Here is a 14,804-nt window from a genome sequence, read left to right on the forward strand (position 1 = left end):
TCAGATTCCCTTCTGACCTCAGTTTTTTATTATTTAGCATAATCTACTGCACGAAGCTCGCGAATCACGGTTACCTTGATATTTCCTGGGTAATCGAGATTGTTTTCAATTTTCTCACGAACTTTGTGAGCCAAGATTGTGACTTTGTCGTCCTTGATTTGTCCTGGATTGACCATGATACGGATCTCACGCCCTGCTTGAAGGGCAAAGCTATTTTGTACCCCTTCAAAGCCGTTAGCAATTTCTTCCAAATCATGGAGACGCTTGATATAGCTTTCAAGAGACTCACTACGAGCACCTGGACGGGCTGCGCTCAAGGCATCTGCTGCAGCAACGATAACTGCAATGACGCTTTCTGCTTCAACATCGCCGTGGTGACTAGCAATCGTATTCACCACAACTGGATGTTCCTTGTACTTACGGGCCAATTCCATACCGATTTCAACGTGGCTACCTTCAACCTCGCGGTCAATAGCTTTCCCAATATCGTGAAGGAATCCAGCACGACGGGCAAGAGCCGCATTTTCACCAAGTTCGCTGGCCATAATACCAGCCAGCTTAGCAACTTCAATCGAATGGCGCAAAACATTTTGTCCATAAGAAGTACGGAACTGCAAACGTCCCATAATCTTCATCAAGTCTGGATGAAGGTTTGGCGCACCAATCTCATAGGTAGCAGCCTCACCGTATTCACGGATTTTATTGTCAATCTCTTGACGGTTTTTCTCAACCAACTCTTCGATACGAGCTGGGTGGATACGACCATCTTTGAGCAACATTTCCATAGTCATACGAGCAATCTCGCGACGAATCGGGTCAAATCCTGACAAGGTCACCACTTCTGGTGTATCGTCGATAATCACATCGACCCCTGTCAAACTTTCAAAGGTGCGAATGTTACGACCTTCACGACCAATAATGCGTCCCTTCATAGTATCGTCTGGCAGATGAACTGTTGAGTTTGTCGACTCCGCTACATATTCACCAGCGATACGTTGCATAGCTTGAACCAAGATGTCCTTGGCCATTTTGTCAGAACGTTCCTTGACTTCTTGCTCAGCTTCACGAATACGGCTGGCAATCTCCTTGGTCAAGTTTTCCTCTGTCTGAGCCAAGATAATATCTCGTGCTTCTGCCTGAGACAGAGCACCAATACGCTCTAGTTCTGCTTCTTTTTGTCTTTCGACTTCCTCTAATTGCTCTTCACGCGCATCAAGGTTTTTCGCTCTATCAGAAATACTTTGTTCTTTTTGTTCAAGTGTTTGTTCTTTACTCGTCAAATTGTCGTCCTTACGGTCGAGGCTAGTAGCTCTCTCGGTCAAACGACTTTCGATTTGTTTGAGTTCTTGACGTTCTGATTTGAATTCAGCGTCCACTTCTTCACGGTATTTTCTGGCTTCTTCTTTGGCCTCCAATAGTGCTTCTTTTTTAAGAGACTTGCTTTCACGCTTGGCTTCATTAACAAGTAAATCCGCTTCACGCTCAGCTTGTCCACGTAAATTAGTTGCTTCTTGTTCAGCATTTAAAAGCATCAACTCCGCAGCTTCCTGAGATGATTTCATCTTAGCTGAGATGCTGACATATCCAATGACTAAACCAATGATGACGGCAAAAACAGCAATCGCAATCGACATGATTTCCATGTTTTTACCTCATTTAATTGTTATTCCGAATGACATACATTCTTTTACATTCTACCATAAAAAAGTGATTTTCACAAACCTAAAATAGAATATGTTTTAGGGAATCTGGAACACATTTGCTAAAATAAACTTGTTGTTTAGAAATAGTAGTTTAGTAGAGACTTGAGAAAAAGCCTACTTTTCAGTAGACTTAGTTTGTTTCTATTCTAATCGGCACTCTTCCAAAATTCTGCTCTGCTATACTTGGTTTTCCCAGTTGGTAGATCTGGTCTGCCTTTTGGGTCATGGCATCCCAAGGTTCTTTGCCAATTCGGCTGACTAGATTGACCTGACCTTTCAGAGATTTAAGATGCTGTCTGCCTTTTTCGGTAAAACCAAGGACATGGATGCCTTCTGGCAAGTCACTTTCTCTAGCCTGCACCAAGATATAGGTCAAGAGGCGTCTGACACGCGCCTTAGTATACCGCTTGGTCGCAACAGCCTCAGCCAATTCTTCTACAGACTGGGCTGTCTTGATGGCTTCCTTAATGCGCACAGCCATTTCTTGATTGACCTGATAGATGGTGGTTAGGTCGGGATTTGACAAGATTTGATAGCGGAGCATAGAAAAATAGTCATCCCCGCTCACCTTACTAGCTTGCTCAAAGAGGGCAACAGAAGGTATAAAGCGTTCTAAGAAATCTTTGTCCCTCTGGTGCTGACGGAGGGCTGTCGCCGAGGCAAAGTCCACATCCTTGTCCAAAGAATGGTAACCCGCTCCCTGACGCTGAATCGGATGGAATTTGATGTTGCGTCCTGCAACTGCTTTGACATAGGCGAGAGCAAGGACATGATTGGGCGTATTGCTAGAAAAATCAAGACCTGCAAACTCCTTCCACATGGCTTGGGTTTTCTGTGGATAGGAAAGAGAATCAGGCAGATTTTCCACAAATTTCTCCATCTTAGTACCTTGCTCTGTATATAAGTCAGCAATTTTCTGGTAATCCAGAACTTCCTCTGTCCCAAAGGCTAGGTTATCAATTCCTAGCTGGGATAAGATATCCACAGCCCCTTGGCCAAAGAAATCTGCTGCCTGAACACTGACTAAAAATGGCAATTCCACCACCAGATCCGCTCCATTTTCCAGCGCCATCTGGGCCCGTATCCACTTATCTATAATCGCTGGTTCTCCACGTTGCATGAAATTTCCAGACATGGCTACGATTTTCAACCCCTCTACCTGATCCAGCAGGTATTTATGCCCATTATGAAAAGGATTAAACTCCGCGATAATACCTGTGATGGTCATGCTAATCTCCTACTTCTGTGCGATAAAAAACCAACGGGCACTGGTTTCTGTTGGTTCCTTGTCCTCAAAGTCGGCATAGAGTTTGAAAGACTTGAAACCAGCCTGTTCCAGCAAAATATCATAGGTTAAAACCTCATAAGTCCGTTCCTCATGCACTTCATCGTGGCGGCTAAAGGAACCGTCAGCCTCCTTGACAAAAAAGGTCAACTCATGCACGATGGAGTGAGGTGCCGCGTCCTCATAAGTATCCCAGAGCATGGCAAAATCTTCTGCATTTTCATGGTAGGAATAGCCTGGAAAAACTTCATCTGTCTGGTAAGTCGAATGCACGTCAAAGATGAAAACTCCGTCTTCATTAAGCGCATTATAGACTTCTTTAAAAACGTCGCCTACTTCCACTTCATCCTGCATGTAACAGATTGAGTCCGAATAACAAGTGACAAAATCATATTGACCTACCTTGGACAAATCCAGCATATTGCCTTCCATAAAATCAATCTTTTGTTTGGCTGAAGTAGCTCTCTTCTCAGCAATCTTCAACATATCCGCACTCAAATCAAGTCCAGTCACATCAAAACCTGCTTGAGAAAATCGCACAGACTGGATACCTGTCCCACAAGCCAATTCCAAGAGTTTCTTTCTCTCCTTGCTCTTAGGCAAATGACGCAGAGAAAAATCAGTCCATTTATCATATAAACTGTCATCCATGACTGCATCATAGACCGCCGCAAAAGTTTCATAAGTTGCCATAATCATGATACCAAGAGCCTCCATGGCAAACACCACTAGCCCTCACCTTTCTATCCATTTTCTTCTAAAATAAGCAAAGAAACCCAGTTGACTACAACTGAGTTCATCTTCTAAGCAAGAGCTTCTGAAATATCTACTGAATCCGCCTCATGCCATAGTTTTTCTAGGTTATAGTGGGCACGCATTTCTTCTGAGAAGATATGCACAACGATAGCACCTAGGTCTAGCAAAACCCAGCCTCCAGCTGCATCGCCTTCGACATGACTGCCTTTAAAGCCTGCTTGAGCTACTTTTTCACGGATATTGTCAGCGATAGCATCCAACTGACGGCTATTCATTGAGCTAGTGATAACAAAATAGTCCGTCACGCTAGTCAAATCTTGTACGTCAAGTGCGAGGATATCCTCCGCGCGTTTCTCATCAGCCGCTTTCACGACTAGTTCTAGTAATTCTTTTTCGTTCATTTAGTCCTCTTTCAAATAGTTCACAAAGGCGTTATAGGTTTCAAGGGTTTGGGGATAGATGGGGAATCCCTGATGAGCTAGATGCTCTACGGTACGAGCTGTTTCATAGGCCACCGCCTTATTGAGCGATAAACTTGCAATCTCACGTGCTACATCCACTCCTGGAAAGACACGATTGTGCTCGATATAGTCTGCGACGTAGATTATCTTATCAAGATCTGTCATCTGACCAGCACCGACTGTATGGATTTCAATGGCTCGTAGAATTTCAGAATCATGCAAATTCAAATCTTCCTGAATCTTGTAGATGCCAACCATGCCATGCCAAACATTATTGCCCCAGTTTTTGAGGTCGGAATCTAGCTGATAACGGTCAATCAAGTCTAAAAATTCCTGATCTGACAGCTTTTTAGCATAGTCATGAAGAAGGCCTGCTAGACCTGCCTTCTCACCATCTACTCCAAATCTCTCTGCTAGTTCAATGGCTGCACGCTCCACACCCAAGCAATGGGTTAAGCGCTTTTCAGGCAGAAGCTCTGCCATTTTTTCCAACAAAACATCGCGAGAGCAGTTGATATAGTCTTGATAGGCCATCAGTAGAGTCCCTCCTTCTCGATGTAGTCTAGCACAGGCTGAGGTAGGAGAAAATTGGGTTTCCGTCCCTGGGCAAGGAAGTTCCGCACCATACTGGACGAGATATCCATGAGAGGCACATCCACCCAGATAACGGGATAGGAAGTCCCTGCCTTGTAGCGTGGGCGCTGAACCCCTACAAACTGAACCATGTCTACCAGCTCATCAATTCGATACCACTTAGGCAGATAGTCCACCATATCCGCCCCGATGATAAAGTAATAATCCGTATCAGGATGTTGCTCTGTCAAGATTTTCATGGTGTCGTAGGTGTAAGAAATGCCCTTGCGCTCCAACTCAATAGTTTCAATGTCCAGACCTTCAATCCCCTCAATCGCCAACTCAAGCATCTTGAGACGATGGTGTTCAGGGATTGTTTCCTTTTTATCTACATGAGGAGGTTGGTATTCAGGCATGAGCAGAACTTGATCCAGTCCCAACTGTTGCCGTACTTGGTCCGCAACAATCAGGTGGGCATTGTGAACAGGGTTAAAATTCCCCCCTAAAATCCCGACTTGTTTGCGTTTTTTCTCCTTGATTTCTGGCTCCAACTCTACCTTGGTAAAGGGAGTCAATAGTTCGATTGCCATAGGCTAGTCTCCTTTATTTCTCTGTAAAAACAGTTATTTGGAGTAGGTTTCCTAGATTTCTTTGACTTTTTTAGAAATCTTGCGATTTTCTTTCTTGCTGGATTGTTTAAACAAAATCAAGATTCGTCCGATTTTTTGGACTGTATCCACACCGATTTCTTCTTCCAAGATTTCAGCTACTTCGTGGATATTTTCATCTGTGTTTTGCAAAAGAGTAACCTTGATCAATTCACGGGCGTCAAGAGCTTGACGGACGCTGGTTTTGATTTGGTCGTTGAGACCATTTTTTCCAATTTGGATGATGGGTTTGAGGGTGTGTGCCTGGCTGTTGAGGAAGGCACGTTGTTTTGATGTTAATGACATAATTTTCTTCCTTGTTTTTTGATAGTTATTTTAGGTGGTGAGGGACGGTCGGAACTAATTTTCCAAAGATCTCATCTTTGAAAAATGGATTTCCTGGCCTCACAATTGAGCCTATGTCTCAATTGTGCCCCTTGCCAATCTACAGATTGGCAATCACACCACGGCAATAACTATCGATATATGAGCTCACTTTGTTCGCTCAGCGATTTTGGTTTAAATAATGGCTTTTCGTGTGACGACGGCGACGCCTTCTGGTGCCCAGACGGCGACTTTGGCTGTGCCTGTTACGCGGATCCAGCCTAGGCCTGAGATGACTAGGTCTGTCTTGTCCTCAATGTTAAAGACATGTTGGACTAGTTTTGGAAAATCTTCTTTTTCCTTGCTATTTGGTGGGGTTAAAAGGGTTCCGAGGTGCTTATCGTAGAAAGCACTAGCGCCTTCTAACTTGGTACGATGCAATTTGAGTTCATTGTCAAAGAAGGCTGTGAAACCTTGCTTTTCTCCTGCAATGAAGTCAAAGCGTCCGAGTCCACCTAAAAACAGGGTTTGTTCAGGATTGAGCTGATAGGTTTTAGGCTTGATTTCCTTTTTAGGGCTGACATACTTGAGGTTTTTAGCCGTCAAGTAATGGGCCATCTGGTGGCGGTGGATGATCCCCGGCGTATCGTAGATATAAGATCCGTCGTCAAGCGGAATCTCGATTTTGTCCAAGGTTGTCCCTGGGAAGCGCGAAGTCGTGATGACATTCTGATCACCCGTGATTTCTTGGATAATGGCATTGATAAGAGTTGATTTTCCAACGTTGGTCACACCGACCACATAAACATCACGGCCCTTACGGTAGTGTTCAATCTTGTCAATGACTTCCTTAATGGCATGTTTGTTTTGTGCCGAAGTTAGGACAACATCGACTGGACGAAGGCCTTCTTCGTGGGCACGCTCCATGAGCCACTGGCTAATCTTGCTCGGCTTAACTGACTTAGGGAGGATATCTTTTTTATTTCCTACCAAGAGAACATCGTTGCCCGATACAAAACGTGGCAAGCCTGGGATGACAGAGCCATTAAAATCAAAGATATCAATGACATTGACCACTAAGGCATCACTGTCTCCCACATCGTGCAAGAGCTTGAGGAAATCATCGTCCGTCAACTGAACATCCGTGATTTCATTGTAATGACGAAGACGGAAACAGCGTTGGCAATAGACTTCGCCAGTCTCCAAACCTTTTTCAAGTGCCGACTGGGGGGTAAATCCAAGACCAGCCTTGTCTGTTGTCTGAATGGTTGCTCCACAACCAATACAGAGAATTTCTTCCATAGTTAAATTCCTTTTTTATATGTAATCGGTCCGTACTTTTCAGTGATTTTTCGCATGACACGGCGCTCACGAGCTCGGTTAATCTGCGTTTTGATCGAGTCATGTTGGACCAAGGGTTTGACTAAAATCGAGCGAATGCCTGCACGGTGGGCTGCTCGTATATCTGTCATGAGCTGGTCGCCAACCATGACCACTTCACTTTTCTCATAGTGGAATTCCTTCATGGCACGATCAATCCCAAATGTGAAGGGCTTCAGAGCCCAATAGACGTAATCAATTCCAAACTTCTCAACTGCTCGTTGGACGCGTTTCTTAGTGTTATTTGAGACCACGATGATGCGAATGCCCGCGTCCCGAAGGTCATGTAGCCATTGTTTCATCTCTGGCGTCCCATCAGGGTTGTTCCAAGCAATGAGGGTATTATCCAAATCGACCAAAACAGCCTTGATTCCCTGCGCCTGCAGACTTGGGACTGTCAGATCATAAACTGCTTCCACAGCAAAATCTGGCATGTAATTTTCAATCGCCATTCTGGCTCCTTCTCTTTTATTTTCTAGTAATTTTCTTCAGCCATTGAGATAAGGCTGCCCATAAAATCAAGCTAGCCATTAAGATATAAATCCAAGCATTTGGCTCTTCTGTAAATGGTAGAGGAACATTCATTCCGAAGAAACCTGTAATAACCGCAAGTACTGCTAGTAAGACGGAGACAATAGTCAAAATTGTCAAACTATCATTCAAGTTATTGTTTAGGATGTTGTTGTAAGAAGCTGAGAGTTGTTGCAAGACTTGAGAAATCAAGTCTGTCATAGACACCAACTGATGGGCTTCAATCATGGCATCATCAAACTGCTCTCGTTCGACATCATTAAATCTCCGATAAAGAGCATGGCCCTGGATATGTTCCAAGAGGAGTCGATTTTGTTTTGCCGCTGCTGTCAAGTAAACCATACCTGTCTCCAAGTCAGAGAGGGCGAAGAGATTTTTCTTTGTTGTAGTTTGACGTAGCAAGGCACTAATTTCGTCCTTACTTTTATCCATCTCTTCAATGACAGGATAATAAGCGTTACTGATAATCTCTAAACCAGCAAAAAGAAACTTGTAAATAGAAAGCGACTCATGGCTATCCAGATAAGCTAACATCTGATCAATGACATAAGCATTCTTATGGTTGCTGATGGTAATCATTCGTTTGTTTTCAACGATAAAGGTCATGGGAATCGCTTCATAATATTCTTTGTCTTTTTCTAAATCAAGAACATTATAAATAAAGGTTACCGTCTCCGTTTCACGGTTATAATCCATATGAGCTCGTTCATTTCTATCCAGAGCATACTCAATGGTTTCCTTGTCCAATCCATAGATGTCAGAAAGATCTTCCATATTTTTAATCTTATCCACACCAAGGTCTATCCAGGTACAACCATTGCCCAACTGTTTTTCTAAAAACATCTTCTCTCCTTTACCAAACTCTTTCTATTGTACCATAAATCTGCTAAAATTTCAGGCCTGGTCTGTCCGAGAGAAATTGCTGACGACGGTGATATTCCGATTGGGAACGAAGTGTAGAACCTGATCTTCTCCTCTAAGTTGAGTTGTTCGAATGCCAACGCTGACAACCTTGCCCGATACAGTAATGGGACCATTTGTCAGAACAACCTCATCTCCCACATCCAGTTGGCGTTCAAAGAGGATAAAAAAGCCATTGATGACATCAGACAGAAAGCCTTGGGCTCCCATACCAATGGCCACCCCAGCAATCCCAGCCCCTGCCAGCAAACTCGAAACAGGCAAACCTAAAATCGACAAAATGCAGTAGAGCAAAAAGAAATAAAGGGTATAATTAAACACATTTTCTAACAGGCGTGAGATGGTTTTCTGACGTCCAACATCGTGGCGAGACATTTTTAGAGAAGGTTTAACAATTCTCTGCACCATTGTATGGAGCAATTTCTTAGCTATATAAAAGAGTAAAAATAAGAATAAAAGAGAAAGTAGCTTGGTTAAGATATTCTCGATAATCGTTGTTATATCAAGCTTATTGAGATAGGTTTGAATAAATTCTTGCATAGAAAACTCCTTTCATTTATTATACCATACTTTCATAAAGTGTCATTCTCCATAAATATTCAAAAATAATTTCGAAAATAGACAGAAAATTCTTGATTTTGGTTCATATTTATACTATAATCATAAACATTACACAACAAAGGAGATTGTTATGAAAAAATTCATTCATGCCTGGAATAAGGCAAGCCTGATTAAACGTATTTTGATTGGCATGCTTGTCGGAGGAATCCTTGGACTGACATTTCCTAATGTTTCAGGAATTGGTCTACTCGGAGATCTCTTTGTTGGTGGTCTCAAAGCCATCGCACCTATTCTAGTCTTTGCCCTCGTTGCCAATGCCCTTTCCCAACATAAAAAAGGACAAGATAGCAATATGAAAACGGTTATCTTCCTTTACTTGGTAGGAACCTTTGCGGCTGCCCTTATCGCTGTACTAGCAAGTTTCATCGTACCTGTTGAAATTACCTTAAATAGCGCTAATACCGATATTGCTCCACCAGATGGGATTGGACAGGTCCTCAGCAACCTCTTGCTCAAATTGGTTGACAATCCAGTTAATGCCCTCATTACTGCTAACTACATCGGCATACTATCTTGGGCAGTTGTTTTCGGGATTGCTATGAGAGAAGCCAGCAAAAATAGTAAAGAATTACTGAAAACTATGGCTGATGTGACTTCTAAAATTGTCGAATGGATCATCAACCTAGCTCCATTTGGGATATTAGGACTTGTATTTAAAACCATCTCTGATAAGGGAATCGGAAGCCTAGCCAACTACGGAATCTTGCTTGCCCTCTTGGTGACAACCATGTTCTTTGTGGCTCTGGTAGTCAATCCATTGATTGCCTTCCTCTTTATGAAGAGCAACCCTTATCCCCTCGTTTGGAAATGTTTGCGTGTCAGTGGTGTGACAGCCTTCTTCACTCGTAGTTCTGCGGCTAACATCCCTGTCAATATGAAACTCTGCCACGACCTTGGACTGGATCCAGATACCTATTCTGTTTCTATCCCACTTGGTTCTACTATCAACATGGCCGGAGCAGCTATTACCATTAACATTTTGACCCTTGCTGCAGTTAACACTCTTGGAATCCCTGTTGACTTTGCGACAGCCTTTGTCCTCAGTGTAGTGGCAGCTATTTCAGCCTGTGGTGCTTCTGGTATTGCCGGTGGTTCCCTCCTTCTTATCCCAGTTGCTTGTAGCCTTTTCGGTATTTCTAACGATATTGCCATGCAAGTTGTCGGAGTTGGTTTTGTGATTGGGGTCATCCAAGACTCATGTGAAACAGCCCTCAACTCGTCTACAGACGTCCTCTTTACCGCCGTTGCCGAATACGCAGCAGCCCGTAAAAAATAGCGCATAAAGACAAGCCTGCTCAGGTCTTGTCTTTTACGCTTTTATTCTAACTTACCAGGAAATTCTTATGTCTATTAGCCAACGTACGACCAAGCTCATCTTAGCTACCTGTCTTGCCTGCCTTCTTGCTTACTTTCTCAATCTCTCCTCAGCTGTCTCGGCTGGAATAATCGCCCTCTTGAGCCTATCCGATACCCGTAGAAGTACCTTAAAACTGGCCCGAAATCGCCTCTTTTCCATGCTTCTAGCTTTGGTTATCGGAGTTCTGGCTTTTCACTTGAGCGGATTTCATATCTGGAGCCTTGGCCTCTATCTGGCTCTTTATGTTCCCCTAGCCTACAAGATGGGCTGGGAAATTGGCATCACACCAAGCACGGTTTTGGTTAGCCACCTCTTGGTACAAGAGTCAACCTCTCCAGACCTTCTAGTCAACGAATTCCTTCTCTTTGCTATCGGTACAGGATTTGCCTTGCTTGTCAATCTCTACATGCCTTCACGAGAAGAGGAAATTCATCACTACCACACATTGGTAGAAGAAAAGTTAAAAGATATCCTCCAACGCTTCAAATATTATTTATCCAGAGGGGATGGACGCAACCGAGCACAACTGGTTGAAGAATTAGACACCCTTTTGGAAGAAGCACTCAGACTGGTCTATTTGGATCACTCAGACCACCTCTTTCACCAGACTGATTACCATATTCACTACTTTGAGATGAGACAGCGACAAAGTCGCATCCTGCGAAACATGGCCCAGCAAATCAATACCTGTCACCTAGCTGCCAGTGAGAGCCTGATTTTGGCCCAACTCTTTTCAAAAATTGCCGGTCAACTGAGCCAGACCAATCCTGCTTCTGATTTGCTAGATGAAATTGAACGTTATCTGGAAGTCTTCCGTAATCGCAGTCTGCCCAAGACAAGAGAAGAATTTGAAACCCGTGCCACCCTTCTTCAACTCCTACGTGAAGCCAAAACCTTCATCCAAGTGAAAGTTGATTTTTACCAAAAATATGGACAGTAAAAAAGAAAACTTCAGACCAATCACAAAAGGTGAATATCTGAAGTTTTCTTTTATTTGTAAGTTATCACCATAAAGGTTAATAGTAAAACGAATAAGGCCAAACTCACCAATAAAGTGAGAACCTTTACCAAGGTGTTGCTCTGCCAGTAACTTGGTTTACCAATATTACTAGTGGCATCCATGGAAAATAGTTGATTTTGACGGGGTTGTATAGTTACCAATACAATCAAAGCAAGAGATAGGATAATAGCTAAAACAATCAGTATGTCAATCATAGGCCTACCTCAAAATTCCCAGCAAAGTAAAGAGCAAACCAATCAGAATCATCAAACCCAGTAAAAGTGAAAAAGTCTTACTAATCTTTTCCCCTCGGGTTTCTTTTTCTTTCTTGATGGGTTTTTGTTTCAACTCCTCCATGCGACCTTCAACGTCTTTGTAAAATAAATCTTCGTCTGACATGTTAACCTCCTAAAACAGTTTGCATAGTTTCCTGATATCGCACCAAGTCAACATAGTTTGCATGTTGGCCTTGTTTGCCAAGTGCCTGACGCATTTGATCAACATCTGAAAGGGCCAGTTTAATGGTTTCAACCAAAGGAGAAACCTCACTACTTTCAAATAGATGGTCTGGAGCGATATAGAGTCTATTGTGCACTGTCTGATTAAATCCAAGAATCAAGAGATTGTGCTCAAAGGCCTGACGCACTGCCTGTAGCAACTCATTACTGTGGTTTATATCCAAGTAAATATCTGATAGTTGATACAGTTCTTGAATCTTCTGTGGACTAGCGTTCTGATAAAGGACCACATTAGGATAGCGAAGCATATCTAAGAGCTTAGAAGACATCTCTGTTACCGCTGCGATACGGAAGGTAACATCAGGCAAGGCTTCTACGATTGCTTCCACTTGCTCAATCTGATCTGAATTAGTCAAGATTAAGGCATCTCTTCTAAGGAAATTATCGCGTTTAAACTGGTAATGGTAACCCAAGTGCACAAACTGATCATGGTATTTCTCGTCAGTCAACTCTAAAGCGCGCTCATAAGTCGCCTTATTGGGAATAATGATTTTCTTAGTACGCACATCATCATGTTCCAAAATCAACTGCATATTGCCTGGAATGGCATCATAGAGAGGTTCCTGCCAAACCAGGATATCATGACCTGATTTATCTGGAAAATGGAAAGATGTCAAAAACGCGGTAGATAAGCTATTAAAGATAATGTGGTCAAGACTCACATTCAAACCTTGTAGGAAATCTATGATAAAAGCTACTCGATTAGAAAAATGACGCAAGCCTTGTCCTTCTAAGGTCAAAAGAATATCACCTGTGATATGGTTTTCCAAGATAACTTCCTTTTGATCTACGTCCCGATAGGAAGTCATAATAGCTTGACCAGAAACATCATAGGTGGTTTTAGAAAAGCAAATCCCGAAACGATTATAGTGATCTACTTGAAAAATTCGACCTGCTGGTGTTTTCCATTCGACTTTTTTTACCAAACGCGCCTGTAAACCATCTGCAAAATGAATGACGGCTCTCTCCTGTGTCATATCTTCAATACGAGCAGACTGATTATTTCCTGAAATTTCCCAAAAAGCTGGAACAGGAACTTGGTTAAAATAAAGAGGTTTTCCCTTTTCATATCCTAGATAATAAGTAAAAGGAGATACCAGACCATCAGGCAGAAAACCATCTGCATCGATGACCACTCCAAGTTGAGAAAGACCAGTAGCGACTAGACTTTCATGTAAATCTCGACTTTCCTGACTATAACGATCATAAAGTTCAATCATGGAGCACCTCCTCTACTGTTTTCTTCCACTTTTCTAAAATTTCTTCGGTTAAGAAGCCTTCTGCAATTTGATAAGAATGGGCACGCATGGCTTCCAAACGATTTTCTTGATATAGTTGACAAATCTTAGCTGCATAAGCTTGCTTGATTTGATCTTCCACATGGTCAGATGAACTTGGAATCAAATAACCATTTTGCCCATCTTCTATAAAGGTCTGATTCCCATAAGGCACATCAAAACCAATTAGAGGAAGGCCTGAACCAATAGCTTCCATCAAGGTCAAACCAAAGCCTTCACTGGTAGAAGCAGTCAAATAGACCTCATACTGGTTATAAATCTGCGAAAGTTCCGCATGTCCCTTGAGCTGGATATAATCCTCTGCCTGATGAGTTGCAATAATGTCTCTAAGCAGAGAATCTTCTCCCCCACTACCATAAATATCGAAGGTTAATTCAGGTATTTCCTTACGTGCCTCAATGACCGCCTTGACCAACCAGTCAATGTGTTTTTCTTTGGCAAGACGCGAAGCCGTAATCAATGAAAATGGCTTACGTCCCTGACTTGACTCAGTTAATGCATCAATACTTCCTACAGGAATGGTAACAACCTTTGGTTGGTGCTGGGTGTATTTGGCAAATTGCTCTTGTAGAACTTCATTTTGTCTATTAGTTGATACGATAAAAAGATCAACCTTATCTGCATTGGTAAACTGATAGTCATAGTAGTTGTTCCAAAGGATATAGTCCTCGTTTGTAGCATTTTCACTATAATGCTCCGCATGAACAACTACAGCTAAATGCGCTGCTTGTGCTTCTTCAAAAACAACCTGTCCAATGCCTGTTTCACGATCTAAAATCACTAGATCTGATTTACTTAAACGAAGAGTCTTCATGAAATAACGTATCAAGGCAGGCTTCCCATATAAAATTCGATCCTTGAAACGGTAGACTTCTTCAGTCCCTTGATTCATGAACATATCATAAGCAGAAGTACCATCTTCATTGTAGAAGGTTCTTTGATAGAGTGTCGCCACATTGTCCTTAGGAGCAAAATATTCTGTGCAATAGCGTGTGTAAGAGAAATAATCTTTGCGTACAAGATTACCTGCAAATACATACTCTACATGTTGAACAAGATCCTTTTTCTCATCTACTAAATAACAAGTGATAAACTTGTCTTCGTCAGAAAAGAAAATACGTAAGACCTTGCCATTTTTTTCCCTTCGTTCCTCTATACCTTCAAAATAAGCCAAAACATCATCCACTGTCACGCTAGTCGGTGCAATCTTGATATCTGTGAAATGATTATAAAGCCAGATAACCTGATTATCATCAAAACCAATATTGGCTGTTAAGTGCTGAATATTATCGGCTAAAATCATATCTGTAAAGATAAACTTAGAGGCCAGATTTAATTTCCGAAAAACACCAGCGCGATAGGCTTGGGCGTATTCAACACCGCTACTAGCCCAGCCAAGTCCTAAATTTATATTGTAAATTGTCATATT

The 14,804-nt window shown here is 42.3% G+C and carries 17 protein-coding genes; 2 read left to right on the plus strand and 15 right to left on the minus strand.

The window, feature by feature from the left end:
- Positions 1-29: 29 nt before the first annotated feature.
- From CYK16_RS01070 to CYK16_RS01120, 11 genes are all read right to left on the minus strand, one after another.
- The gene (locus tag CYK16_RS01070; protein ID WP_060805459.1) at positions 30-1,643 is read right to left on the minus strand and encodes a ribonuclease Y; all 1,614 of its coding nucleotides are present in this window, start codon (positions 1,641-1,643) and stop codon (positions 30-32) included.
- A gap of 190 nt (positions 1,644-1,833) precedes the next feature.
- The gene (locus CYK16_RS01075) at positions 1,834-2,931 is read right to left on the minus strand and encodes a nucleotidyltransferase (RefSeq protein ID WP_060805460.1); all 1,098 of its coding nucleotides are present in this window, start codon (positions 2,929-2,931) and stop codon (positions 1,834-1,836) included.
- Between the two features lie 9 nt (positions 2,932-2,940).
- Positions 2,941-3,681, minus strand: coding sequence for a class I SAM-dependent DNA methyltransferase (locus CYK16_RS01080; protein ID WP_060805479.1), 741 nt, complete (start codon positions 3,679-3,681; stop codon positions 2,941-2,943).
- A gap of 110 nt (positions 3,682-3,791) precedes the next feature.
- Positions 3,792-4,145: a ribosome silencing factor gene (gene rsfS, locus CYK16_RS01085; protein ID WP_101776495.1), complete on the minus strand. Its 354-nt coding sequence runs from the start codon at positions 4,143-4,145 to the stop codon at positions 3,792-3,794.
- Positions 4,146-4,739 carry a bis(5'-nucleosyl)-tetraphosphatase (symmetrical) YqeK gene (yqeK, locus tag CYK16_RS01090; protein ID WP_101776496.1) on the minus strand — a complete coding sequence of 198 codons (594 nt, stop codon included), beginning with the start codon at positions 4,737-4,739 and terminating at the stop codon, positions 4,146-4,148.
- Positions 4,739-5,368 carry a nicotinate-nucleotide adenylyltransferase gene (locus tag CYK16_RS01095; RefSeq protein ID WP_101776497.1) on the minus strand — a complete coding sequence of 210 codons (630 nt, stop codon included), beginning with the start codon at positions 5,366-5,368 and terminating at the stop codon, positions 4,739-4,741. Before CYK16_RS01095 ends, yqeK begins: the two co-directional genes overlap by 1 nt.
- 51 nt (positions 5,369-5,419) lie before the next feature.
- Positions 5,420-5,731, minus strand: coding sequence for a ribosome assembly RNA-binding protein YhbY (yhbY, locus tag CYK16_RS01100; protein WP_000060169.1), 312 nt, complete (start codon positions 5,729-5,731; stop codon positions 5,420-5,422).
- 213 nt (positions 5,732-5,944) lie between these two features.
- The gene (gene yqeH / locus CYK16_RS01105; RefSeq protein WP_101776498.1) at positions 5,945-7,051 is read right to left on the minus strand and encodes a ribosome biogenesis GTPase YqeH; all 1,107 of its coding nucleotides are present in this window, start codon (positions 7,049-7,051) and stop codon (positions 5,945-5,947) included.
- Positions 7,052-7,053: 2 nt separating this feature from the next.
- Complete coding sequence (locus tag CYK16_RS01110) at positions 7,054-7,581, minus strand: YqeG family HAD IIIA-type phosphatase (protein WP_000963748.1); 528 nt, start codon at positions 7,579-7,581, stop codon at positions 7,054-7,056.
- A gap of 16 nt (positions 7,582-7,597) precedes the next feature.
- Complete coding sequence (locus tag CYK16_RS01115) at positions 7,598-8,503, minus strand: magnesium transporter CorA family protein (protein ID WP_101776499.1); 906 nt, start codon at positions 8,501-8,503, stop codon at positions 7,598-7,600.
- A 51-nt stretch (positions 8,504-8,554) separates the two neighbouring features.
- Positions 8,555-9,121, minus strand: a complete 567-nt coding sequence (locus CYK16_RS01120) for a mechanosensitive ion channel family protein (protein WP_033678024.1) — start codon at positions 9,119-9,121, stop codon at positions 8,555-8,557.
- A gap of 151 nt (positions 9,122-9,272) precedes the next feature.
- On the opposite strand from CYK16_RS01120, the gene sstT reads away from it, so the two are divergent.
- Positions 9,273-10,478 carry a serine/threonine transporter SstT gene (gene sstT / locus CYK16_RS01125; RefSeq protein WP_101776500.1) on the plus strand — a complete coding sequence of 402 codons (1,206 nt, stop codon included), beginning with the start codon at positions 9,273-9,275 and terminating at the stop codon, positions 10,476-10,478.
- Positions 10,479-10,545: 67 nt separating this feature from the next.
- The gene (locus CYK16_RS01130) at positions 10,546-11,499 is read left to right on the plus strand and encodes an aromatic acid exporter family protein (RefSeq protein ID WP_060805466.1); all 954 of its coding nucleotides are present in this window, start codon (positions 10,546-10,548) and stop codon (positions 11,497-11,499) included.
- Between the two features lie 50 nt (positions 11,500-11,549).
- On the opposite strand, the gene asp5 is transcribed toward CYK16_RS01130, so the two are convergent.
- The 4 genes from asp5 to gtfA are packed head-to-tail and all read right to left on the minus strand — an operon-like array spanning position 11,550 to position 14,801.
- On the minus strand, positions 11,550-11,774 hold the full coding sequence (asp5, locus tag CYK16_RS01135) for an accessory Sec system protein Asp5 (protein WP_000565444.1): 225 nt from the start codon (positions 11,772-11,774) through the stop codon (positions 11,550-11,552).
- Between the two features lie 4 nt (positions 11,775-11,778).
- Positions 11,779-11,958 (minus strand): accessory Sec system protein Asp4, encoded by a 180-nt coding sequence (asp4, locus tag CYK16_RS01140; RefSeq protein ID WP_001278708.1) that lies wholly within the window; start codon positions 11,956-11,958, stop codon positions 11,779-11,781.
- 1 nt (position 11,959) lies between these two features.
- Complete coding sequence (gene gtfB / locus CYK16_RS01145; protein WP_060805467.1) at positions 11,960-13,297, minus strand: accessory Sec system glycosylation chaperone GtfB; 1,338 nt, start codon at positions 13,295-13,297, stop codon at positions 11,960-11,962.
- Entirely contained in the window at positions 13,290-14,801 is a 1,512-nt protein-coding gene (gene gtfA, locus CYK16_RS01150; protein ID WP_060805468.1) for an accessory Sec system glycosyltransferase GtfA, read from the minus strand. The genes gtfB and gtfA overlap by 8 nt, the downstream gene beginning before the upstream one ends.
- Between the last annotated feature and the right edge of the window lie 3 nt (positions 14,802-14,804).

Source organism: Streptococcus oralis subsp. dentisani (assembly GCF_002860905.1).
Taxonomy (GTDB): domain Bacteria; phylum Bacillota; class Bacilli; order Lactobacillales; family Streptococcaceae; genus Streptococcus; species Streptococcus oralis_BA.

Coding starts and splice junctions, on each gene's coding strand:
- CYK16_RS01115 (WP_101776499.1), bottom strand. CDS start 8,503: ATGTTTTTAGAAAAACAGTTGGGCAATGGTTGTACCTGGATAGACCTT.
- CYK16_RS01095 (WP_101776497.1), bottom strand. CDS start 5,368: ATGGCAATCGAACTATTGACTCCCTTTACCAAGGTAGAGTTGGAGCCA.
- asp4 (WP_001278708.1), bottom strand. CDS start 11,958: ATGTCAGACGAAGATTTATTTTACAAAGACGTTGAAGGTCGCATGGAG.
- CYK16_RS01120 (WP_033678024.1), bottom strand. CDS start 9,121: ATGCAAGAATTTATTCAAACCTATCTCAATAAGCTTGATATAACAACG.
- asp5 (WP_000565444.1), bottom strand. CDS start 11,774: ATGATTGACATACTGATTGTTTTAGCTATTATCCTATCTCTTGCTTTG.
- yqeK (WP_101776496.1), bottom strand. CDS start 4,739: ATGGCCTATCAAGACTATATCAACTGCTCTCGCGATGTTTTGTTGGAA.
- yhbY (WP_000060169.1), bottom strand. CDS start 5,731: ATGTCATTAACATCAAAACAACGTGCCTTCCTCAACAGCCAGGCACAC.
- rsfS (WP_101776495.1), bottom strand. CDS start 4,145: ATGAACGAAAAAGAATTACTAGAACTAGTCGTGAAAGCGGCTGATGAG.
- CYK16_RS01130 (WP_060805466.1), top strand. CDS start 10,546: ATGTCTATTAGCCAACGTACGACCAAGCTCATCTTAGCTACCTGTCTT.
- gtfA (WP_060805468.1), bottom strand. CDS start 14,801: ATGACAATTTACAATATAAATTTAGGACTTGGCTGGGCTAGTAGCGGT.
- yqeH (WP_101776498.1), bottom strand. CDS start 7,051: ATGGAAGAAATTCTCTGTATTGGTTGTGGAGCAACCATTCAGACAACA.
- CYK16_RS01075 (WP_060805460.1), bottom strand. CDS start 2,931: ATGACCATCACAGGTATTATCGCGGAGTTTAATCCTTTTCATAATGGG.
- sstT (WP_101776500.1), top strand. CDS start 9,273: ATGAAAAAATTCATTCATGCCTGGAATAAGGCAAGCCTGATTAAACGT.
- gtfB (WP_060805467.1), bottom strand. CDS start 13,297: ATGATTGAACTTTATGATCGTTATAGTCAGGAAAGTCGAGATTTACAT.
- CYK16_RS01070 (WP_060805459.1), bottom strand. CDS start 1,643: ATGGAAATCATGTCGATTGCGATTGCTGTTTTTGCCGTCATCATTGGT.
- CYK16_RS01080 (WP_060805479.1), bottom strand. CDS start 3,681: ATGGCAACTTATGAAACTTTTGCGGCGGTCTATGATGCAGTCATGGAT.
- CYK16_RS01110 (WP_000963748.1), bottom strand. CDS start 7,581: ATGGCGATTGAAAATTACATGCCAGATTTTGCTGTGGAAGCAGTTTAT.